This is a genomic window from Acidovorax sp. LjRoot194 (assembly GCF_964253015.1).
Taxonomy (GTDB): domain Bacteria; phylum Pseudomonadota; class Gammaproteobacteria; order Burkholderiales; family Burkholderiaceae_C; genus Acidovorax.
Genome location: NZ_CAXUQB020000001.1, coordinates 3732975 through 3754693, shown reverse-complemented (window position 1 = coordinate 3754693; position 21719 = coordinate 3732975). Strand labels below are relative to the sequence as shown.

At 65.3% G+C, this 21719-nt stretch carries 23 protein-coding genes and 1 tRNA gene; 12 read left to right on the top strand and 12 right to left on the bottom strand.

Translation table 11 applies throughout. The annotated features are described in order from the left end of the window. Window positions 1-243 precede the first annotated feature (243 nt). Genes ACSQ3N_RS17000 through ACSQ3N_RS16985 form a run of 4 tightly spaced genes read left to right on the top strand, consistent with a single transcriptional unit; the run spans window position 244 to window position 4986 of the window. Entirely contained in the window at window positions 244-1044 is an 801-nt protein-coding gene (locus ACSQ3N_RS17000) for a DUF3348 family protein (protein ID WP_436146899.1), read from the top strand. Continuing rightward, window positions 1041-3722: a DUF802 domain-containing protein gene (locus tag ACSQ3N_RS16995; RefSeq protein WP_436146898.1), complete on the top strand. Its 2682-nt coding sequence runs from the start codon at window positions 1041-1043 to the stop codon at window positions 3720-3722. The genes ACSQ3N_RS17000 and ACSQ3N_RS16995 overlap by 4 nt, the downstream gene beginning before the upstream one ends. After that, the gene (locus tag ACSQ3N_RS16990; RefSeq protein WP_436146897.1) at window positions 3719-4381 is read left to right on the top strand and encodes an OmpA family protein; all 663 of its coding nucleotides are present in this window, start codon (window positions 3719-3721) and stop codon (window positions 4379-4381) included. Before ACSQ3N_RS16995 ends, ACSQ3N_RS16990 begins: the two co-directional genes overlap by 4 nt. After that, on the top strand, window positions 4378-4986 hold the full coding sequence (locus ACSQ3N_RS16985) for a DUF2894 domain-containing protein (protein WP_436146896.1): 609 nt from the start codon (window positions 4378-4380) through the stop codon (window positions 4984-4986). Before ACSQ3N_RS16990 ends, ACSQ3N_RS16985 begins: the two co-directional genes overlap by 4 nt. A 148-nt stretch (window positions 4987-5134) precedes the next feature. Here ACSQ3N_RS16985 and ACSQ3N_RS16980 read toward each other — a convergent pair whose 3' ends face one another. Further along, entirely contained in the window at window positions 5135-5410 is a 276-nt protein-coding gene (locus ACSQ3N_RS16980) for a hypothetical protein (RefSeq protein WP_436146895.1), read from the bottom strand. A gap of 131 nt (window positions 5411-5541) precedes the next feature. Between ACSQ3N_RS16980 and ACSQ3N_RS16975 the strand changes: the two genes are divergently transcribed. Continuing rightward, a complete protein-coding gene (locus tag ACSQ3N_RS16975) occupies window positions 5542-6003 on the top strand; it encodes a response regulator (RefSeq protein ID WP_436146894.1) in 462 nt (153 codons plus the stop codon). A gap of 3 nt (window positions 6004-6006) precedes the next feature. On the opposite strand, the gene ACSQ3N_RS16970 is transcribed toward ACSQ3N_RS16975, so the two are convergent. Continuing rightward, complete coding sequence (locus ACSQ3N_RS16970; protein ID WP_436146893.1) at window positions 6007-6933, bottom strand: DUF3703 domain-containing protein; 927 nt, start codon at window positions 6931-6933, stop codon at window positions 6007-6009. Window position 6934: 1 nt separating this feature from the next. Then, window positions 6935-7609, bottom strand: coding sequence for a cation transporter (locus ACSQ3N_RS16965; RefSeq protein ID WP_436146892.1), 675 nt, complete (start codon window positions 7607-7609; stop codon window positions 6935-6937). Between the two features lie 92 nt (window positions 7610-7701). Here ACSQ3N_RS16965 and ACSQ3N_RS16960 point away from each other — a divergent pair, with 92 nt between their 5' ends. The 4 genes from ACSQ3N_RS16960 (at window position 7702) to ACSQ3N_RS16945 (ending at window position 11049) form a co-directional block, all read left to right on the top strand. Then, window positions 7702-8172 (top strand): Cd(II)/Pb(II)-responsive transcriptional regulator, encoded by a 471-nt coding sequence (locus ACSQ3N_RS16960; protein ID WP_436146891.1) that lies wholly within the window; start codon window positions 7702-7704, stop codon window positions 8170-8172. A 209-nt stretch (window positions 8173-8381) separates the two neighbouring features. Beyond that, entirely contained in the window at window positions 8382-9182 is an 801-nt protein-coding gene (locus ACSQ3N_RS16955; protein ID WP_436146890.1) for an MlaE family ABC transporter permease, read from the top strand. Between the two features lie 107 nt (window positions 9183-9289). Further along, complete coding sequence (locus ACSQ3N_RS16950; protein ID WP_436146889.1) at window positions 9290-10321, top strand: MlaD family protein; 1032 nt, start codon at window positions 9290-9292, stop codon at window positions 10319-10321. A 152-nt stretch (window positions 10322-10473) separates the two neighbouring features. Continuing rightward, window positions 10474-11049, top strand: coding sequence for a hypothetical protein (locus ACSQ3N_RS16945; protein WP_436146888.1), 576 nt, complete (start codon window positions 10474-10476; stop codon window positions 11047-11049). Window positions 11050-11118: 69 nt separating this feature from the next. On the opposite strand, the gene ACSQ3N_RS16940 is transcribed toward ACSQ3N_RS16945, so the two are convergent. The 3 genes from ACSQ3N_RS16940 to ACSQ3N_RS16930 form a co-directional block, all read right to left on the bottom strand. Then, entirely contained in the window at window positions 11119-11499 is a 381-nt protein-coding gene (locus ACSQ3N_RS16940) for a hypothetical protein (RefSeq protein ID WP_056172291.1), read from the bottom strand. Window positions 11500-11660: 161 nt separating this feature from the next. Next, entirely contained in the window at window positions 11661-11843 is a 183-nt protein-coding gene (locus ACSQ3N_RS16935; protein ID WP_082517093.1) for a hypothetical protein, read from the bottom strand. Window positions 11844-12275: 432 nt separating this feature from the next. Continuing rightward, window positions 12276-12599, bottom strand: a complete 324-nt coding sequence (locus tag ACSQ3N_RS16930) for a hypothetical protein (protein ID WP_436146887.1) — start codon at window positions 12597-12599, stop codon at window positions 12276-12278. A 281-nt stretch (window positions 12600-12880) separates the two neighbouring features. Between ACSQ3N_RS16930 and ACSQ3N_RS16925 the strand changes: the two genes are divergently transcribed. Beyond that, window positions 12881-13276 carry a hypothetical protein gene (locus ACSQ3N_RS16925; protein ID WP_436146886.1) on the top strand — a complete coding sequence of 132 codons (396 nt, stop codon included), beginning with the start codon at window positions 12881-12883 and terminating at the stop codon, window positions 13274-13276. 149 nt (window positions 13277-13425) lie between these two features. Here ACSQ3N_RS16925 and ACSQ3N_RS16920 read toward each other — a convergent pair. The 4 genes from ACSQ3N_RS16920 to ACSQ3N_RS16905 form a co-directional block, all read right to left on the bottom strand. Further along, a tRNA-Ser gene (locus ACSQ3N_RS16920) sits at window positions 13426-13515 on the bottom strand. Between the two features lie 62 nt (window positions 13516-13577). Then, entirely contained in the window at window positions 13578-14798 is a 1221-nt protein-coding gene (locus tag ACSQ3N_RS16915; protein ID WP_056172155.1) for a GGDEF domain-containing protein, read from the bottom strand. A 268-nt stretch (window positions 14799-15066) separates the two neighbouring features. Then, complete coding sequence (locus tag ACSQ3N_RS16910) at window positions 15067-15993, bottom strand: SPFH domain-containing protein (RefSeq protein WP_056172153.1); 927 nt, start codon at window positions 15991-15993, stop codon at window positions 15067-15069. Window positions 15994-16073: 80 nt separating this feature from the next. Next, window positions 16074-16499 carry an NfeD family protein gene (locus ACSQ3N_RS16905; protein WP_056172151.1) on the bottom strand — a complete coding sequence of 142 codons (426 nt, stop codon included), beginning with the start codon at window positions 16497-16499 and terminating at the stop codon, window positions 16074-16076. A 146-nt stretch (window positions 16500-16645) separates the two neighbouring features. On the opposite strand from ACSQ3N_RS16905, the gene ACSQ3N_RS16900 reads away from it, so the two are divergent. Together ACSQ3N_RS16900 and ACSQ3N_RS16895 are read left to right on the top strand one after the other, a co-directional pair. Then, window positions 16646-19012: an arginine/lysine/ornithine decarboxylase gene (locus ACSQ3N_RS16900; protein ID WP_056172149.1), complete on the top strand. Its 2367-nt coding sequence runs from the start codon at window positions 16646-16648 to the stop codon at window positions 19010-19012. Between the two features lie 236 nt (window positions 19013-19248). Further along, window positions 19249-19809: a fasciclin domain-containing protein gene (locus ACSQ3N_RS16895; RefSeq protein ID WP_436146885.1), complete on the top strand. Its 561-nt coding sequence runs from the start codon at window positions 19249-19251 to the stop codon at window positions 19807-19809. 112 nt (window positions 19810-19921) lie between these two features. On the opposite strand, the gene ACSQ3N_RS16890 is transcribed toward ACSQ3N_RS16895, so the two are convergent. Continuing rightward, on the bottom strand, window positions 19922-20785 hold the full coding sequence (locus ACSQ3N_RS16890) for a DNA ligase (protein ID WP_436146884.1): 864 nt from the start codon (window positions 20783-20785) through the stop codon (window positions 19922-19924). Window positions 20786-20878: 93 nt separating this feature from the next. Further along, window positions 20879-21679 (bottom strand): enoyl-ACP reductase FabI, encoded by an 801-nt coding sequence (gene fabI, locus ACSQ3N_RS16885; protein ID WP_436146883.1) that lies wholly within the window; start codon window positions 21677-21679, stop codon window positions 20879-20881. Window positions 21680-21719 lie beyond the last annotated feature (40 nt).

Sequence of the window (21719 nt, the reverse complement as noted above, 5' to 3'; positions counted from 1 at the left end):
GGGCAGTGCAGGGCCGTGGGGGTGCGGACGTGGATTGGACCATGCAATACGCGTGCCGGACTTGTCGCTCATCAAGGGCGGGTGGGGCGGAATGCCCATGGGTTGCCCTTGGGTTGCCGGTGTGCCGCAGATGTAACACCTGCAACCCCGGGGGGCGCGCGGCGGGCGGTCGGCCGGTTCCTGCGAAAATAGGCGGTTTTGCCCGCGGGGGACCGGTTCCCTGGTGCTTACTCCCCTTGGGGGATGGCCGTCGCAGTGAATGGTTTCTCAGGGATGTATCCGCAACACACACTCAGCAGCTCCGGACTCGTGGTCCTGCTCCAGCAATGGATGCAGGCCGATGCGGGCGCGGCTGCGCGTGCCGATGTGGCGCAAGAGCTGGGCCAGTGGCTGAGCACGGTGGATGCGGTCACGCTCAGTCGGTCGCTGCATGCCATCGACTCGTTTCCGCAAGCGTTGGCGCCTGACGCGGCCGGCGTGGACATGGTTGCGCTGGAGGCTGCCTTCGAAGGCACCCAGGCGGAGCTGACGGCGCTGGCGTCGTCCAAACCCGTGCCCCCCAAGCCGGCCCGCGAGCGGGCCGACAACACGCGTGCCCAGGCGCCCGACCCGCAGGCCGAGGCCGAGTACGGCTTTCATGCGCCGCGCTACCTGGGCCTGCAAAAGCAGATGGATGCGAAGCTGCTGGGTTTGCGCGCGCAGGTGCGCCACGGGGTGTCGCAGGGCTCCCGGCGCCTGCGGCAACTGGCGGCCCTCGATACCGTGATGGAACAACTGAGCTTTGTGCGCGAGCAGCGCCTGTGGGCATCGCTGTCCGCCCACCTGGACCGGCGCCTGGTGCAATTGCGCCGCGCCCACCAGGAGCGGCTTTCAGCCCAGGGCCTGCCGGATGAACCACAGCGCTGGCGGCAGCCCGGCGGGTGGCTGCACGCGTTCGAGCGCGACATGCAGGCGCTGCTTCTGGCCGAGATGCATGTGCGGCTGCAACCGATCCTGGGCCTGCTGGAAGCAGCCCGCAACGAGAACATGGAACGACACGAATGAACAAGAGTGTGATGGCTGCCGTATTTGCCCTGGGCCTGGCGGCAGTGGGTTGGGTAGGGTGGGGATTCGTGGGGTCGAGCCCGCTGGCGCTGGCGATGACGGTGACGATCGGCGCGGTCTATGTGCTGGGCGCGTTCGAGCTGATGCAGTTTCGCCATGGCACCACCGCATTGACCGCCGCGCTGGCGGAGGGGTCGCAGCAGCCTCTGGTGGACCTGGGCCCCTGGCTCGACCGCCTGCCCGCCGCACTGCGCCACCCGGTGCGCCAGCGCATCGAAGGGGAGCGCGCCGTGCTCCCGGGGCCGGCCCTCACGCCGTATCTGGTGGGGTTGCTGGTCATGCTGGGCATGCTGGGCACCTTCCTCGGGATGGTGGTCACCTTCAAGGGCGCGGTGTTTGCGCTGGAGACCTCGGGCAGTCTGGAGGGCATCCGTGCCGCGCTGGCCGAGCCCATCAAGGGCCTGGGCCTGTCGTTCGGTACTTCGGTGGCGGGCGTGGCCGCCTCGGCCATGCTGGGCCTGCTGTCTGCCATGGCGCGCCGCGAGCGCCTGGCGGCCGTGCGCCAGCTCGACGCACGCATTCCCACCGTGTTCCGCGCGTTCTCGGCCAGCCATCGCCGCGAAGAGACCTTCCAGGCCCTGCAGCAACAGGCGCAAGCGATGCCGCTGATCGCCGAACGGCTGCAGGCCCTGGTGGACGGGCTGGACCGGCGGCACGACCAGTTGGCCGATCAATTGCTGGCGCAGCAAAAGGAGTTTCACACCGAGGCGTCGTCGGCGTACACCCAACTGGCGGGCGCCGTGGGTGCATCGCTGCACGACAGCCTGGGCGCCAGCGCCCGCGTGGCCGGCGAAACGCTGCGGCCCGTGGTCGAGCAGGCCATGGCCGAGCTGGCGCAGGAATCGCAACGCGCGCACCAGCGGCTGGCCGATGCCACCGCAGCCCAGATGCACGCGCTGTCGGCCCAGTGGGAGGGTACGGCACGCCAGGTCTCGGACACCTGGACATCGGCGCTGGACAAGCACACGCAGGTGCAAGACCGCCTGATGGGCGGGTTCGATGGCGCACTGCAGTCGGTGACCCAGTCGTTCGAGCAACGCTCCGCAGCGCTGCACGCGGCCCTGCAGGACACCGCGGCACAGTCGCACGCCGCCCAGAAGGCGGCCGACGAACAGCGCCTGGCCGGGTGGACCCGGTCGATGGAGGGCATGGGCGAGACACTCGCGGCGCAGTGGGAGCGGGCGGGCACACGCGCCGTGGAACAGCAGCAGGGCATGCGCGACGCGCTGGAGGGCGCCACAGCGCGCCTGGACCAGTCCCTGCTGGCGGCCACCCAGGCCTTCGAGCAGCGCTCCACGGCCTTGGTCGCATCGCTGCAGGACACGGTGGCGCACACCCACGCGGCTCAGGCAGCGGCCGACGCGCAGCGCATTGTCGGCTGGCGCGCATCAATGGAAGACACGGCCCGCTCACTGGTAGCCCAATGGGAGCGCGCGGGCGAGCAGGCCGCAGCGCAGCAGCAAGGCGTGGCGCAGGCGCTCGAAGGCGCCGCGAAGCAACTGGGCGAGTCGCTGCAGGCAGCTACGCAGTCGTTCGACGAACGCTCCGGCGCGCTGCTGTCGTCGTTGCAGGACACGGTGGCGCATTCCCACACCGCCCAGATATCGGCCGATCAGGCGCGCTTGGCCGGCTGGAACGCTTCCATGGAAGGTATTGGGCAGTCGCTGACGGCCGAATGGCAGCGCGTGAGCACGCAGACGCTGGAGCGCCAGCAGGCCGTGTGCGACGCCCTCGAGACCGCGGTGACCGGGCTCACCGGCCGCATGGGCGAGCAGGTGGCCAAGACGCTGGACGGCACCGCGCGCCTGATGGACCAGTCCGAAGCCTTGCTGCGCACCCGCACCCACGCGGAGGCCCAGTGGCTGCAGGCGCAGGGCGACCGCATGGATGCGCTGGCAGGCGTGTGGCGCACCGAGCTGGCAGCGCTGCGCGATGCCGAGGCCGAACGCGGGCGTGCGGCGGTCGACCGGCTGGAGACCCTGCAGGAGGCTGTGGCCCAGCACCTGGCCACGCTCGGGTCGGCGCTGGAAGCACCGCTCACGCGCCTGCTGCAGACGGCGTCGGACGTGCCGCAGGCCGCGGCCGAGGTCATCGCCCAACTGCGCCACGAGATGACGCAGCTGAGCGAGCGCGACAACATGGCGCTGGCCGAGCGCACGGCCATGATGGAGCAACTGGGCACGCTGCTGCAGTCCGTCAACGAAGCCGCAGCCCAGCAGCGCGGCGCCATCGAGTCCCTGGTGGGCACGGCGGCGTCGGTGCTGGAGCAGGCCGCGTCGCAGTTCGCACAGGCGCTGGACAGCCAGGTCGGCAAGGCGGACGAAGCAGCGACCCATGTGGCCGCCAGCGCGGTGGAGCTGTCGAGCCTGGGCGAGGCGTTCGGCCATGGCGTGGGGCTGTTCACCGCCAGCAACGACAAGCTCATGGACAGCCTGCAGCGCATCGAAGGCGCCATCGGACAGTCTTTGTCGCGCAGCGACGAGCAACTGGCCTACTACGTGGCGCAGGCGCGTGAAGTGATCGACCTGAGCATTGCGTCGCAGCAAGGCATTGTGGAAGACCTGCGCCGGCTCAAGGGCAGGGCGGTGGCCGCCGCCGAGCCGGAGGTGGCCGGATGATGGGGCTGGGCGACACCATCGACACCATGGACGACGGCTCAGAGCAGACCGCCCCGGTCTGGGCGGTGTTCGGCGACCTGATGGCGGGCCTGCTGGGCGCTTTTGTGCTCATTCTGGTGGGCGTGCTGGTGGTGCAGATCGACCTGGTGGCCAGCCTCAAGCACGAGGTGGAAAAGCGCCAACACGAGGAGCAGCGGCGCATGGCCCTGGAAAAGGCCCTGGCCGGCCCGCTGGCCAGTGGCCGCGTCACGGTGAATGACGGGCGCATCGGCATCAGCGGCAGCGTGCTGTTCGCGGCGGGCTCCGACGAGCTGCGGCCCGAGGGGCGCCAGTTGCTCAAAAGCCTGGTGCAACCGCTGCAGGTCTACCTGCGCGAGCGCGACGAGATGCTGATGGTCAGCGGTTTTACCGACAACACCACGCTGCTGCGCGGCAGCCAGCAGCGCTTTGCCGACAACCTGGAGCTGTCGGCACAACGCGCGCTGACGGTGGCGCGGGCGTTGATCGACGAGGGCATGCCCTCTTCGCAGGTATTCGCTGCCGCCTTCGGCGCGGAGCAGCCCGTGGCCTCCAATGGGGACGAGAAGGGCCGCGCGCAGAACCGCCGCGTGGAGATGGCCCCTGTCCCGAAGACCTCCAGCGCCAAGCCCGCGCAATGAGTGAAGAACCCACGTTGGAATCACTGCGCGCCCAGGGGGCCGACCGCCACGACCCGGTGCGCTATCGCTACCTGGAGGTCCTGGCAGATCGCTTGCAGCAGCAGCCTGCAGCGGTGCAACAGGTGCTGGCGCTGAGTCTGCAGCGGGCGTTGGCAGCGTACGCGCAGGGGGCCGCCGCAGCAGCCCAGACGGCAACGTGCGACAAGGTACCCCCGTTGCCATCACCGGTGGAGTCGCCACTTGCGCAGCTCAACCGCGAGCTGGACGCGCGGGCCCAGGCGGATGCGGACCAGGTGCGCATCGCAGGTGGTGCCAGTGCGTCGGACATGAAAAGCGTGCGCCAGTTCAGCGAGGTGTGGTCGCGCATCTCGGCCGAGCAGCAGGTCGCACAGGCCATCGACCGCGGGCCCGAGAATGCCGGGCCGCTGAATCCGCACAAGCTGATGCTGCGCTCGCTCAGCCTGATGCAGGACCTCTCGCCCGACTACCTGCGCCGTTTTTTGTCGCAGATGGACTCGCTGCTGTGGCTGGAGCACGCCAACAGCCCACGGCCGAGAAGCGCCAGCCCGGCCAACCGCCCTGCGCGGGGGCGCCCCAGGGCGTAGCCGCTGGACGCGTTCAGGTTTGTGGGGGAGGGAGCGTGGTCACGCTGTGTGGGTCAGCCCACCATGTGTGCGCTGGACGTCCGCAGTGACAGGCTCTGACAGGTGACAGGTGACAGGTGACAGGTACGCCTGCGCAGGTTGAGGGACCCTAGCCCTTTGACCCGCTCTCAATGTGGCGTTGAAGCAGCTCGTTGGATTGGTCGAGTGCTTCGGCTGTCTCGCTGAGCTGCTGTTCGAGCTGGTCCGTGCGTTTGACGGCGGCTTCCAGATCGCCCTGGAGTGCATCCGGGGGTATCTGGGTGGCCAGCACGGCATGCACCACATCGAGCTCGTTCGCCGTAGCCTTGATCTGATCGGCGGCCTCCAGGTTGTCTTGGAGGATCTGCGCAATGTCGGAGGGCGGCGTTGGCTGGGCGGCGGGCATTTGTAAGGTCTCGCTGAGTACGAAGATTTCGCTTCTCCCATCGGGGACGCGGCGCTATCGCCTACACGCCGGGATGTCGGATCAAGCGAGATTGTAGGCTTCACCCAATAAAACAGAGACCAAGGTGTCAGATGCCCCTCAGCACCATCCTCGTTGAAGACAACAAGACCATTCAGGAAACCCTCATACCTGCCTTGGAAGAATTGGCCGACGCCCAGGTGGTCGCCGTGGCTGCGACCGCCAGCGACGCCATCGAGGCGCTGTCGCAATGGAGCGAAGACTGGCAGCTGGCGGTGGTGGATCTTTTCCTGGAAGAGGGCTCCGGGTTGGACGTGCTGGAGGCACTCAAGCACCGAAAAGGGCTTTGGGCCAAGCAGCACAACACCACCCGCCAGGGCACGCAGCCACAGCAGGTGTACGTGCTGTCCAACTACGCTACGGCGGACATTCGCCGCCAGTGCGAGGCGCTGGGTGCCGACGGTGTTTTTGACAAGTCGACGGAACTCGAAGCGTTTTTCGACCGCTGCAGTGAGCTTCCGCACACCAGCGGCCGGGGGCAGGGTATGGGGACGCGAGCTTCAGTGCGCCGATAGATTTCACGCCCTGGGCTTGGCTGATCGCACAGTTCCGCCCCGCGCACCTTCACAACCCGAGGCGTCGGTTGAACGCACCGAGTTGCCGAGAGCCTGCTTGATCAGGCCTTCCACTTCCGCCGGTGGCGCCATGGGTTTCAATGCGCTCACGTGCGTGCGTCCGATGTTCCCTGCGGGCAGGCGTGCGAACAGATGGCCGATCGGCACGAGCGCCAAGCGCAGCAACTGGCCCATGGCCTCTCGACGGTCCCCCAACAACAATGCGTAGCGCAGCATCGCGCAGTGCGTTCGCCAATGCAGTCCCAGAGAGGATTGACCCAGCACGTGCGCAGCCTCCAGCCACCGCCATCGACTGGCCGGTGCTGCGTCTGTGATCGTGTCGAAGGTGTTCAGCAGATCATCCACAGCGCGCCGCCGATGGGCTGGCGACGCAGGCGCCGCGTCGGCGGTACGCTCCCGCGTGCGGAACGCCGCGGCCAGGGCGCGCCAGCGTCGTTGCCGGTGCAGAAAGAACAGGCGGGCCAGCGCAGTGCTGAGCGGTGTCATCAGCCAGGGCACATGGCGTGCCACGACATCGACGTCGTCGGTGTACAGCGTGGCCCCGTCTGGCAGGGCCTCCAGCGTGATGCGATGGTCCCAGCGGCGCAGGAGTTGTCCGTGGCCGCTGTCCCGCAGGGTGGGCCACTGCCCAGCTTGCTGTGCGGGCTCGATGGAAATGCACACAGTCTGCGATCCCATCGGCACCACACCCAGCAGCCACATGTGAAGCTCCAGCGTGCCCGCCGTCCAATGGGTGGGCCAGGGCTCGCCATTGGCCGGCTGGAACCGCATCAGCGGCGCCGTCACATGCCGAAAGGCCGCCGTGGTGTGCAATTGCCGGGCCACCCAGTCGGGCGGGGCGTCCAGGCGCGTGGCCAGATGCACCCGCATGTCAGTGCGCGCCGCTGCTGGCGTTGGCACCAGTGGCCAGCTCCTGGCGCGCCTGGCGAATCACGCTCCAGCCGCCGCTGATGGCCAGCCATGCCATGACCGCTGCCACTGCCAGGTCCGGCCAGGCGGTGCCCGTGCCAAACACGCCCAGTGCCGCCACCATCACCGCCAGGTTGCCCAGCACGTCGTTGCGGGTGCATAGCCACACGCTGCGCATGTTGGCGTCGCCATCGCGGTAGGCGTACAGCAGCACCGCCACGCCCAGGTTGGCGGCGAGTGCCAGCAGGCCGACGCCCCCCATCGTCAGGGGTTCGGGCGGAACGCCTTGCCAGATGCCCCACGCCACCCGCCCCACCACGGCCATGCCGAAGGCCAGCATGCTCACGCCTTTGACAAGCGCCGCCCTGGCACGCCACGCCAGGGCCATGGACAGCACCCACAGCGACAGCGCGTAGTTGGCAGCGTCGCCCAGAAAGTCGATGGCGTCGGCCAGCAGGGACGCCGAGCCGGACTGCAGCCCGGCGCCGATCTCCAGCGCGAACATGGCGGCATTGACCACCAGGGCGACCCACAAGATGCGGCGGTAGCGCGGGTCGGCACTGGCGGGACCGTGGTCGTGGCTGTGCCCGTGGCCATCTTTGTGGTGGTTGTGTGGGTGCTGGCAGTTGGCGGACATGGCGACTTTCTGGGTGGTGATCCTTGCAGGGATCATGGTTTTGCAAAGCGATGGCATGATTGGAAACCTTGAAGTCACTTGAAGGTCAAGCCATGACGCAGACTGTTGCCCCACTCCCCCAGTACCGCATTGGCGAAGTGGCCCGCCAGTCGGGCGTGTCGGCCGCCAACATCCGCTACTACGAGAAGGAAGGCCTGCTGGCCCCCGGAGCGCGCGAGGACAACAGCTACCGCCTTTACAGCGCCGACGATGTTCACCGCCTGCGCTTCATTCGCCTGTGCCGTGCCATGGACATGTCGCTGGACGAGGTGCGCACGCTGCTGGCGCTGGACTGGAACCGCAAAGCCGACTGCGAGGCTGCCCGCGACACGCTGGATCAGCATCTGCAGCACGTGCGCAGCCGGCTGGCAGAGCTGCAGGCGCTGGAAGCGGACTTGCTGGCGCTGCGCGGCCGCTGCGACGGGTCGGACGCCCACTGCCACATCATCGAAGCCCTGCACGAGCGCGCAGACGCCCAGCCCGCGGCCGCGAATGGCACGGGTGTGGGCAAGCGGCACGTGTAGCGCGGCGGCTATCTCGGCACGGCTGCGCAGATACGGCCTGCAGGGCGCTGGTTAGGCCAGTCCGTGGGCATGTGCTTCACTTCCAGGCTTTTGCTATTTAATTGATAGCTGGTACCGCTTGTCCATCAAGCGGTAGGGCCCAAAAAATTCATGAGAACCAGCAGGCATCCCTGCAATGGCGGCCACGGCTCGCCCGCTATGATCCCCCCATGATTGCGCGCTTGCCCGGCCTGTCCCTACCCGAACGTGTGTGGAGCACTGCGCGGCGCTGGGCGGTGGCGTGGTGGCGCATCCTCTACCTGGGCGCCGTGATGCTGGTGCTGGTGCTGTCGCCGTCCAGCTACGGCCGGGGCACCCGCCGCGCACTGGCCCGCCACCTGTACCTCGACACCGCGCCGGTGCTGCTGGGCTTCACGGTGCTGGCCGCGCTGATCAGTCTGGTGCTCACCCGCATCGTGGTGGTCACGGCCCTGAGCTACGGGCTGTCGCGCTATGCGCTCGAGATGGTGATCCGTGTGCTGGTGCTGGAGCTGATCCCGCTGACCGCCGCACTGTTCGTGGCGATGCGCTGCACCATTCCCAACGGCACGCAGATCACCCGCCTGCAGCAGAACGGACGCTTCGACGCGCTGCGCTCACAGGGCTCGGACCCCGTGCGCATCGAGTTGCTGCCCCGTGTGATTGCCGGCGTGTTCGCCTGCATCACGCTCGCTGCGCTCAGCTGCGTGGTGTCACTGGTGCTGGCGTATCTGGGGGTGTATGGTTTCAACCTCGCAGGGCTGCAGAGCTACACGCGCATGTTCGGGCAGGTGTTCAGCCCCAGCGTGACCATGGTGTTTGCGATGAAAACGGTGTTTTTTGCGCTGGCCGTGGCGCTGATACCGATGGCCGCGGGCCTGTACGACTCGGGCGATCGCACGCAGCCTGATTCCGAACTGGGCGGTCTGGCACGCATGTTCGCGGTGCTGCTGCTGATCGAAGTGGCCTCCCTGATGGGCAACTACTACTGACCGTTTCTGCCCGTCCGAATAACCGCCACGCGCTACCGACCGTTACCGACCGCTAACGCCACCCTTGTGCCACAGCCTGCAAAATCCCTGCACCCCTTATCTGGTCCATGAACGACTCATCCCACCGAACCCATCCCCCCGGCCCGCCGCCCGCGCCGGCCGATGCGCTGAACGAGCCTTCCGTGGAGACCCTGCGGCCCGTGGCGCATCTGGAGATCAAGGCGGCGGCGTTGCTGATCTTCACGCTGGCGCTCATCGTGGGCTCGGGGCTGTACCTGCTGTATGCGCGCGGCGCCTTCGAGCCCACGCAGACCCTGGTGCTGACGGCCGACGATTCCGAAGGCGTGGTCGTGGGCATGGACATGACCTTCTCGGGCTTTCCCATCGGCCGCGTGCGCCGCATCGAACTGGCGAACGAGGGCAACGCCCGCATCATCGTCGACGTGCCGCGCAAGGACGCGCACTGGCTGCGCCAATCCAGCGTGTTCACGCTGGTGCGTGGCATCGTCGGTGGCACCAACATCCGTGCCTACACCGGCATGCTCGGCGATGAGCCCCTGCTCGACGGGGCCGTGCGCCCAGTGCTGCGCGGCGACGCCACGGCCGAGATCCCGCAGCTCATGGCATCAGCGCGCGAGCTGCTCACCAACCTCAACGCACTGACTGCGCAGGATGCTGCCCTGGGCGGCAGCCTGGCCCAGGTGCGCACGCTCACCGAGCGGCTCAACGGCCCGGGCGGCGTCCTGGGCGTGTTGATGGGCAACGAGGCCGATGCCAAGAAGATCGTGTCCACTCTGGAGCGCACCAATGCTTTGCTGGCACGGCTCGACGGCATGGCCGCCCGCGCCGACCGCCAGGTCTTCGGCAGCGACGGCAACAAGGACGCGCTGGTGCCCGAAGTGCGCGCCGCCGTGGGCCAACTCAACGCCCTGCTGGCCGACACCCGCACAAGCTTGCAGAAGGTGGACGCCGTGCTGGTCGAGGCGCAGGCCATCGGTGCCAACGCCCGCGAGGCCACGACCGACCTGGGCGCCCTGCGGGCCGAGGTGGAGAGCAATTTGCGCAAGGTCGAAAGCTTGGTCAACGAGATCAATCGCAAGTGGCCTTTTGCGCGGGACACGGAGCTCAAGCTGCCATGAACAATGCTGCTTTCAGACTGCTGATGGGACAGGCAGGCCGGTATTCCCCAATCCGCAAAGCCCGTCGGAGTAGTGCAGCGCTCGGCGCGGCGATGGTGGCGGTGGTGCTGTTGACGGCCTGTTCCAGCAAACCCCCTGTGCCGGACTGGCCGATGAATGCCCACGCGTCGGCCCAAAAGGCGGTCGATGCGTACCTTGGGGGCAACACCCGTGTTGAACGGCTTGAATGGGACCGGGCCCGCGCCGAAGTGGCTCGCACAGGCCGTCCGGACCTGCTCGCACGCCTGGAGCTGATGCGTTGTGCCGCTCTGGTGGCGAGCTTGGTGCCCGGCCCCTGCGACCGCTTCGAGGCTCTGCGCGCCGACGCGGCGGAGGCAGAAATAGCTTACGCAGACTACCTCGCCGGGCGTCTGGAGCCTTCCCGAGTGCCATTGCTGCCGGAGCCGCAGCGCAAAGTGGCGGTAACGGGCGATGCAGCCGCCTTGGCTGCGGTGCAAGACCCCTTGTCACGGCTGGTGGCCGCCGGTGTGCTGTTTCAAACCGGCCGCGCCAACCCGGCAGTGATGGCGGCAGCGACGGACACCGCGTCTGCTCAGGGGTGGCGCAGACCGCTCATGGCCTGGCTGGTGCTTCAACAGCAGCGCGCAGAGTCAGCAGGGGACGCAGAGGCTGCCGCAGCGTTGCGGCGCCGCATTGCCATCGTGGAGCAGGGCGCTCCACTGCGCTGACGGTCGATGGCGGGTGGAGCCTGGAGTCTGGGTGACCTAGTTGATCGGTCCCCGAGCAAAGTCGGCTTTTTATCGCAGACGGGCCTGCAGCTGGTTCTCGATGTGATCACGCTCAGACGCAAATTGCTGTGCGCTGATTTCCTGGGATTCGTACTTGCGGGCTGTGGAGAGCAGCAGCACGGTATTTTCAAGCCGGGTGTCCTGCTGGAGCGATGGCGGCATTGCAGTCAGCCGGTCAAAGCTTTGGCGGTAAAACTCACTCCAGGTCAGCGTGCCTGCCTGGGCTTGGGCACGTGCGCCATCGTGCCAGCGTGAAAACTCATCCAGCGCTCCATCGCGCGGGCTGGTGCAACCCAGCACTACCGCCGCCACTGCTATGGCTGCAACGGGCCACAGGTTGCGAACAGCTTGGATCGGCGAACCTGCAGGCATTCGAAAACGGGAGTTCATGATCGTCCTCCATTTCTGGACCACCCCCTGAAACGGCGGTGTGCAGCGCCAAATGGTACGCCGATGCTATCGTTTTTTCTAGTTATTGTTGCAGCGGCACCCAATTGGCAGGCTACGGGTCCGACGCTGGCACTTCGGCCTACTGCCCTGTCAGCGCGAGATCACTCGAACAGGTTGGCCGGAAGAATCTCTTCGAGCCCGCTTGGCAGCATGGCTGTCGAATCCGCAGACTGGACAACAACGTCCGGCGTTATGGCGGAGACAGCGGCAAGCACTGCGAGTACAACGGTACCTACAAACGCAGCAAGAGCACGCATTCCGGGCTGTTGTGGGTGGCGTTTCATGGCGATGTCCTTTGGAAAAATGGGGTAGATCTCAATGACCTTGGTCGTTGCCTCAATGGTCGACGGGTTGATTTCAGCAAACCACGCAATGACCGTCTGTCAGACAACAGCGATACCCGAAACAACGCTCCTTTTGTTGCCTTTGGTTGCAATTGGTAGCCGCCAGTCGCACGTGGTGTCATGGGCCCGTACCTCCGGTTTCTCGCCGCCCGGATCGAGCAATTCAGAGCGTCAGCCAGTTGCGGGAGGACTGCTGTGGGCATCCCACATCGAAGATCTAGCATTTGCGGACCCGCAGGCGTGCTGCTGCAGTGAAGAAGGTGCTCGAAGTTGTGGCGCGGTCTGCGCAAGACCGCGGCATCAAACGGAGGGCAGCGGCTATGGCGCGAGACCGCTGCCTCAGTGGCTATATCTTCAAAGGCCTTCTGGCGCTCAGGAGTCCAACGTCGTCTTCGTGGATTTGCGATCGACGCGTGACGCGTCCAGCGGTGCAAGCCATTCCGGAAGAACCGGCCCTGGCAACACGTGGGTCCGGAACGTAAAGGTATGCCCTGGATACGCCTTGGCCAAGGCGGCCTGTCCCTGAAACGAGATTGCCGTCACTTCCGCCCGCTGAATGGAGCTGTCCACATCGGGCAGCGATGCCTTGACCAAGTCCGCGGCGGCCAACACGCGAAGGCGATCAATGTCCGCCGGGCTGTCCACAGTCGTGGGCAGCTGGCTTTGTGCAAGAGCAAACAGCAACTCCATGGGCATTTGGAATGCTCCTTTAGTCATAGCTACTTCAAGTTGCGGCGACGGGCGACGATTACGGGTTCAACTTGCAACCCACGCTGCACACGCGGATTTTTGTCTGTCTTACCGGGGTGTGCGCCTATTTCTGACAGATGCCTGTGGTTATCAAATCCCTAATGAATCAGAACCGGAGGCCGTTATCGCTTGATTTGCAAGGCTGTAGTGCTATCGAATTTGATGGTGCCAGCATTTGTGTGAATCGCAAACAGCGTCTCTGCAGTGGTTCGAACAGGAGGTTAATCATGCAATCCCATTCCATCAATCCCGTACATTTGCGCGAATCCATGGTCGGCGAAGAAGACCCCGGTGCGGCTCTGGACGTCGTGGCTTCGATGCTGCGCAAAAGCGCCAGAGACGAAGCTGGCGCCGGCAGCAAAGGCAGGACCAGCACACCCGAAGTCGATGCAAGAATCCACCTGAGTTGCAGCGACGACGGCAAGAACATCGATGTGGGGGTGACGTGGCCGCACCACCCTTCAAGCGACGTCGCCAAGCTCTTGGGCTTGGTGGTCGCCAACCACAGCGCCATTGCCGATACGGCATGGTCGCTCTCTGGTGCCACCGGGCTCAGTTGCATTGAACTGGAGGTGGACGAAGATATTGACGGAGTGTTTTATGTCAGCAGGAGGGATTGCTAGGCGTTACCCCGAGCGTTGCTTACGTCAGGTACTTCAAGGCGATAGGCTGCCGAGGTTGACCATAGCGGAGGATTGTTGGCATCGGCACGTCCAACGCAAAAAGCCACCGGAAGGTGGCTTTTTGCGTTCAGCTTGTGCTGCACTGATTTTGGCGGAGAGGGCGGGATTCGAACCCGCGGTGGGGATTAGCCCACACACGCTTTCCAGGCGTGCGACTTAAACCGCTCATCCACCTCTCCGAAGCCTGCTATTGTAGCAGTGCTTTCAGGTCATTTTTTGGTTCGCGGAAGTCCTGCGGAATTTAGTTGGCAGGCCAGGCTTGGAGCGGCGCGGATTCGATCTCGGGGCTGGCCGGCGCAGCGTCGCCGACTCTCACGACGCGGTTGCGCCCTGCGTGCTTGCCGCGGTACAGGGCTGCATCGGCCTCTTGCGTGGCGCGGTCCAGGTCCTGTGCGGTGGCAAAACCCTCGGAGATCCCGATGGTTACGGTGCAGAGGATGGGGCTGCTCGGGTCAGCGGGCATCGCCACCTGGCTGTGCTCGATCGCCGTGCGCATCCGGTTGGCCAGGCGCAGGGCGCCGGCTGCATCCGTGTCCAGGCAGACGATCACGAATTCTTCTCCGCCCACGCGGCTGGCCAGGTCCGCCTGGCGGGCGGTGTTCCGCAGCACGTCGGCCACATGCACCAGCACGGTGTCGCCGACCTTGTGGCCGTGGGTGTCGTTGATGTGTTTGAAGTGGTCGATGTCCACGATCAGCAGGTGCGCGGGGCCTGCGGTCCGTGATCGGAAATGTGCCTGCAGCCCGTCGACCAGGCCGCGCCGGTTCAGCAGCCGCGTCAGCGGGTCGTGGGCCGCCATGGCGCGTAGTTCGTCCGTCAGGCGGCGCAAGACCAGCCAGATGAGGGAGGGCGCCAGCACGGTCGCCAGGAAGGACATGTAGAGATAAAACACCGTCTGGAACCGGCTGTCCATGTCCAGTGCCGGCAGCCCGTCCCGGACAATGATCACAAACTTCATGGCGTTCAATGCCAGGATGCCGCCGATCAGGATGGCGAACAGCGCCATTTCCCCCCGCAGGTCCTTGGCAAAGGTGCGGGTGCCGTAGACCACGGTGACCGTCATGGCCAGAAAGAGCAGGGCGGAGGCGCCAGCCAGCATGGCGTACCGGGCCGTGGACCCCAGTGTCCATTGCACCAGCATTTGCGCAGCGGTATAGGCCAGCGCCATGCTGACCAGCGGGCGCCACAGCCGCGTAGGGCGGCCGAAAAACCGCATGGCGCCCACCCAGTACACGGCGGGTGCACACAAGGTCAGCGTGTGGTTGAACACGCTCATCGCATTCCACCCCGGGGGGCCGCCGAGCAGTTGCAGCACGTAGGCCGAGCCCAACAGCAGGTTGCCGACGGCGAACACTTCCATGCCCATCTTCTTGTCACGCAGGCGTGCGCTGATCAGCAGGAACATGGCGCCAAAGCACAGCAGGTGCACGCACAGCATGCCGACGATGAGGGTGGCGCCCATGGGTTCTTGTACGGGGAGAGGTGTGTGAATGGCTGGTGAGGAAAATGTCCGCCATCCTAGCCGAGGCTGTACTGCGTCACCCCTTTGGCAAGGGTGATGTTGCGTACCAAAAAAACAAACCAACCGCCTGTTGCATTGGCAGGATTACTGCGCCTGACATCAAAAAACCGGTGCCGGACGCTGAAGGCATTGCCTTGCAGCGTGCCGGTGACCGGTTCAATAGTTCAACGGTATCGCGGGCCGGTGGCAGCCCCCGTGCCGCATGACATCAGATGCGTGGTGTGCTGGTGGTCTGCACCATCTTCATTGCCGATGCGATCAGCGCCGAGACTTCGGTCATGTTGCTGGGCACGATGAGGGTGGTGGTCGCATCCGACGCGACCTGGCTGTACGCCTCCACGGCCTTTTCTGCGACCTTCAGTTGGACGGCCTGCTCGCCGCCCGGCTGGCGGATGGCGGACGCGACGCGTTCGATGGCCTGTGCATTGGCTTCGGCCACGGCCTTGATGGATTCGGCCTCGCCCTGCGCCTTGTTGATGACGGCCTGTTTTTCACCTTCGGAGCGGGCGATGAAGGCCTCACGTTCACCCGTGGCGATGTTGATCTGCTCCTGGCGGCGGCCTTCGGATGCTGCGATCAGCGCGCGCTTTTCGCGCTCAGCGGTGATCTGGGCCTGCATGGCGTGCAGGATTTCCTTAGGGGGAGTCAGGTCCTTGATCTCGTAGCGCAGCACCTTCACACCCCAGTTCAGCGCGGCTTCGTCGATGGCCTGGACGATTTGCGCGTTGATGATGTCGCGTTCTTCGAACGTCTTGTCCAGCTCGAGCTTGCCGATGACCGAGCGCAGCGACGTCTGGGCCAGCTGGGTGACGGCCATGATGTAGTTGCTCGATCCGTAGCTGGCGCGCATGGGGTCGGTGACCTGGAAGTACAGGATGCCGTCCACCTGCAGCTGTGTGTTGTCGCGCGTGATGCAGATCTGGCTGGGCACGTCGAGGGGAATTTCCTTCAGGCTGTGCTTGTACGCGACCTTGTCGATGAAGGGCACCAGCAGGTTCAGGCCGGGCGCCAGCGTGCCGGCGTATTTGCCCAGGCGCTCCTTGACCCAGGCGTTTTGCTGGGGCACGACCTTGACGGAGCGCGCGATGAAGATCACGGCGATGATGAGTATGACGACGGCAACGGCAAGTTCCATGGGACAGCCTTTCTGAATGGTGAGTGAATAGGGGAAATTGAATAGGGAAATGGGCAGCCAGGATGAGTGCGGGAGGCCCGTTACACCGGGTCCACCAGCAGGCGGTTGCCTACCAGTTCTGCGACGCGGTGCATGCCGGTCGATGGGGTGATGCCGGGGCGGTGGATGGCCGTCCACTGCGCGCCGCGGTACTTGACGGTGGTGGTGCCGTCGATGTTCCAGCTGTCGATGAGCACAGTCTCGCCCACGTCCATGTTGACGCTGCGGTCCGCGCGTGCAGACGGGTCTCCGGGGCGCCGCTTCTTGAGCTGGTAGGACGCCACGACAGCGCCGCCGCCCACGACCGCAGCCGCCACGATCTGCAATGCGAACGACAGTCCCAGGTGGGCGCCCAGGGCCGCTGCAGCCAGGCCGACGGCCACCATGAGCAGATAGAAAGTGCCGGTGAGCAGTTCTGCCACGACCAGTGCCCCTGCTGCCAGCCACCAGATGGTGGATTCCTCCATAGCGAACCTCCTCGTTGTGGTTGTGTTTGTTGCACCACATTCTGGGTCAAAAGCATGGCAGTTCAAAGGTGCGTCAACGTTATTCCTTACACTTCGCGCCTATTTCGTTTTTTGGCCGGCAGGGCACGGTTTCACGGAGGCTGCGCATGAAGTTTCGTTTTCCCATCATCATCATCGATGAGGACTATCGTTCCGAGAACACCTCGGGTCTGGGCATTCGCGCGCTGGCGCAGGCCATCGAGGCCGAGGGTTTCGAGGTGGTGGGGGTCACCAGCTACGGTGATCTGTCGCAGTTCGCGCAGCAGCAAAGCCGCGCCAGTGCGTTCATCCTGTCCATCGACGACGAGGAATTCACGGTGGGCGAGGGGCTCGACCCCATCGTGCTGAGCCTGCGCAACTTCATCGGCGAGGTGCGCCGCAAGAACACCGAAGTGCCGATCTACGTGCACGGCGAGACCAAGACCAGCCGCCACCTGCCCAACGACATCCTGCGCGAGCTGCATGGCTTCATCCACATGTTCGAGGACACCCCCGAATTCGTGGCGCGCCACATCATCCGCGAGGCCAAGAGCTACCTGGAGAGCGTGCAGCCGCCGTTTTTCAAGGCGCTGCTGGACTACGCCGAAGACGGCTCGTACAGCTGGCACTGCCCCGGGCATTCGGGCGGCGTGGCCTTTTTGAAGAGCCCCGTGGGCCAGATGTACCACCAGTTCTACGGCGAAAACATGCTGCGCGCCGACGTGTGCAACGCGGTGGAAGAACTGGGCCAGCTGCTGGACCACAACGGTGCCATCGGCGAGAGCGAGCGCAACGCCGCGCGCATCTTCAATGCCGACCACTGCTTCTTCGTGACCAACGGCACGTCCACTTCCAACAAGATGGTGTGGCACCACACCGTGGCCCCCGGCGACGTTGTCGTGGTGGACCGCAACTGCCACAAGTCCATCCTGCACAGCATCATCATGACCGGGGCCATCCCTGTGTTCATGAAGCCCACGCGCAACCACTTCGGCATCATCGGCCCCATTCCGCAAAGCGAGTTCGAGCCCGCGGCCATCCAGGCCAAGATCAAGGCCAACCCGCTGCTCAAGGGCGTGGACGCCAAGAATGTGAAGCCGCGCGTGCTGACCCTCACGCAGTCCACGTACGACGGCGTGCTCTACAACACCGAGACCATCAAGGGCATGCTCGACGGCTACGTGGAGAACCTGCACTTCGACGAGGCCTGGTTGCCCCACGCCGCGTTCCACCCGTTCTATGGCACGTACCACGCCATGGGCAAGAAGCGCACGCGCCCCAAGCATTCGGTGACGTATGCCACGCAGTCCATCCACAAGCTGCTGGCCGGCATCAGCCAGGCCAGCCACGTGCTGGTGCAGGACTCGCAGACCACCAAGCTGGACCGCCACCTCTTCAACGAGGCCTACCTGATGCACACCAGCACCAGCCCGCAGTACAGCATCATCGCCAGCTGCGATGTGGCCGCTGCCATGATGGAGCCGCCCGGCGGCACCGCGCTGGTGGAAGAGAGCATCCTGGAGGCGCTGGACTTCCGCCGTGCCATGCGCCAGATCGAGAACGACTTCGGCAAGAAGGACTGGTGGTTCAAGGTCTGGGGACCCGACAAGCTCGTGGAAGAGGGTATGGGCCGTGCGGAAGACTGGATCATCCGCAGCGACAGCAAGAGCAAGAAGGCCGGCGCCAAGTGGCACGGCTTTGGCCAGCTGGCCGATGGCTTCAACATGCTGGACCCGATCAAGTCGACCATCGTCACGCCGGGCCTGAACCTGGACGGCAAGTTCGACAAGACCGGCATCCCCGCGTCCATCGTCACCAAATACCTGGCCGAGCACGGCGTGGTGGTGGAAAAGACCGGCCTGTACAGCTTCTTCGTGATGTTCACCATCGGCATCACCAAGGGCCGCTGGAACACGCTGCTCACCGCGCTGCAGCAGTTCAAGGACGACTACGAGAAGAACCAGCCCATGTGGCGCATCCTTCCGGAGTTCTGCCAGCAGCACAAGCGCTATGAGCGCATGGGCCTGCAGGACCTGTGCCAGCATGTGCACGAGATGTACGCCAAGTACGACATCGCGCGCCTGACCACTGAGATGTACCTGTCGGACCTCACGCCCGCCATGAAGCCGTCGGATGCGTACGCGCACATCGCGCACCGCAAGACCGACCGCGTGGAGATCGACGAGCTTGAAGGCCGCATCACCGTGGGCCTGGTCACGCCGTACCCACCGGGCATTCCGCTGTTGATTCCGGGCGAAGTCTTCAACAAGAAGATCGTGGACTACCTCAAGTTCGCGCGCGAATTCGCCAAGCTGTGCCCCGGCTTCGAGACCGACATCCACGGCCTGGTCGAGGTCGAGGACGAGAACGGCCAGGTGCGCTACTACGCCGACTGCGTGGCCGACGAGAAGAAGGGCAAGAACCCCAAGCCATTGGCGACAGCGAAGAATCTGGTGCAGGTAGGCGGCGACGGCCCCTACGGCCGCACGATCTGATCCTGCGCGCCTTCTGCCGGGCAGGTTGACCGGCTGCGCACCTTGCTGTGCACGCCCCGGTGCACACAGCCCGTTCACCACCATCGCTCCTCGGTGCAAGCCGCGGGGCGATTTTTTTGTATCCGCGCTGTTGCAAATCTTTTTGAATCCGGCAGGCGAAGCCGGGCGTATTGACTGGTAGCCGCGTGCATTTCATGCGGTGTGAGACATCCCTTTCATACTTTCAGGAGATTTCCATGCGCACTTCTTTCAATGCCCGTATCGCTGCCGGTTTGTTCGTTGCCTTGTCTGCCGGTGCAGTGCCTGCCTTCGCTGCCGACGTCATGGTGGGCGGTGCCTCGATGCTGGCCAGCAAGGACATCATCGACAACGCCGTGAACTCCAAGGACCACACCACGCTGGTCGCCGCAGTGAAGGCTGCCGGGCTGGTGGAGACGCTCAAGGGCCCAGGTCCCTTCACCGTGTTCGCACCCACCAACGCCGCTTTTGCAGCGCTGCCCACCGGCACGGTGGACACCCTGCTCAAGCCTGAGAACAAGCCCACGCTGACCAAGGTGCTGACCTACCACGTGGTGGCCGGCAAGTGGGACGCTGCAGCGCTGTCCAAGATGATTGCCGACGGCAAGGGCATGGCCAGCATCAAGACCGTGGCGGGCGGCACGCTCACCGCCAAGGCCAGCGGCAAGGCCATCATGCTGACCGACGAAAAGGGCGGCACGGCCAGTGTGACCATTGCCGACGTGTACCAGTCCAACGGCGTGATCCACGTGGTGGACAAGGTTCTGCTGCCCAACTGATCGCTGATTCGTTCGTGAGCCCCTGAGGACACGAATGACACCCAGGCGCCACGCCGTGCAGTGATGTGCGGCGTGGCGTTGTGCTTTCAGCGGCGACAGTGGCCTCAGCGGCTCAGCGGCTCGGCGGCAGGTCTTCGCGCACGCGCACAAAGCTGGCAAAGCGCGGCAGCCCACCGTCGTGCGTACCGCGAAACCGGTAGGTGACCCAGCTGCCGATGGACGGCGGATCGGCCCGCTGCGCGTCGCTGAAACCGGCGCCCAGTTTGAATCGCTGCCCTGATGGCATCTCGACCAGCAGCGCCCCCAGGCGGCCTTCCAGACGGCCCTTGCCGGGCACATGGGCCACCACACGGGCTTCGGTGTCTTCGTGGGTCTTGACCTTGATGAGGTCATCGCTGCGCCCGCCCTGGTACAGCGACGCGCCCCGGTGCAGCATCAGGCCTTCGCCGCCCGCACGCACCGTGCGCTGCAGCAGCGCCTGCAGTGCGGCGTCCGTCGCCACGCGGTGCTGCTGCACGGCCTGCACCCAGGGCTGGCCGATGGTGGCGACCACGGCATTCAGCGCGGGGATGCGGTCGTCGAAGGTGCGGGGGCTTTGCGGCAGGTCGAACACCATGAACCGTATCTGCCGCCACGCGGCATCGTCGGCATGCTGCTGCCGGGTGGTGGACTGCGCATGGGCAAAGCGCCCGCGCCCCGCCCACAGCTCGCCATCCATCGGCGTGTCAGGCCAGCCTGCGGTGAACCACGCCGGCGCAGTTACTGTCTCTCCACCGCGGGTGCGCAGCGTGCGGCCATCCCAGTAGCCGCGCACGCCGTCGTACTTTTCGCTGACCCAGTAGTCCGCCAGGGGCATACCCGGGCGGTACACGTTGGCCAGCAGCAGCGCCGGTGCGTCGCCTGCGCGGGCGGGCGCACCGGTGGCTGTGGCTGTCCCCGACAAGGCCAGCCAGGCCAGCCAACGTCTGCGAAGCATTTGCTATTGAATTGATAGCTGCTACCGCTTGTCTATCCAGCGGTAGTGCCTGTTTTGGCTTGTAGGCCTGTGGTCAGGTGGGGTCGGACCCGATCAGACCTGGTCGGCGCTCAGGCCCGCGGTCTGGCTGAAGCCGCCGTCCACGTAGGTGATCTCGGCGGTCAGGCCCGAGGCCAGGTCGGACAGCATGAAAGCGGCCACGTTGCCCACGTCCTCGATCGTCACGTTGCGGCGCAGTGGCGAGGCATCGGCCACGCGGGACAGCAGCTTGCCGAAGTCCTTGATGCCGCTGGCCGCCAGCGTCTTGATGGGGCCGGCGCTGATGCCGTTGGCGCGGATGGCGCGGCCATCTTCGGTGCGGCCCACGGCTTCTGCCAAGTAGCGCACGCTGGCTTCCAGGCTGGCCTTGGCCAGGCCCATGGTGTTGTAGTTGGGGATGGAGCGCAGCGCGCCCAGGTACGACAGCGTGAGCAGCGACGACTTGTCGTTCAGGTAGGGCAGGGCGGCCTTGGCCATGGCCGGAAAGCTGTACGCGCTGATGTCGTGCGCAATGCGAAAACCTTCGCGCGAGAGGCCTTCGAGGAAGTTGCCGGCAATCGCCTCGCGCGGTGCAAAGCCGATGCTGTGCACGAAGCCGTCGAACTTGGGCCAGGTCTGCGCCAGGTCGGAGAACATGCGCTCGATCTGCTCGTCGCTGGCCACGTCGCAGTCAAAGATCAACTTGGAGTCGAACTCGGCGGCAAAGTCGGTGATGCGGTCCTTGAAGCGCTCGCCCACATAGCTGAAAGCCAGTTCGGCGCCTTGTGCGTGGCAGGCCTTGGCGATGCCGTAGGCGATGGAGCGGTTGGACAGCACGCCCGTGATGAGCAGCTTCTTGCCGGTCAGAAAACCCATTGTTGTTCTCCTGTGGAATGCGTGAAAAAAGAGGGCGCTT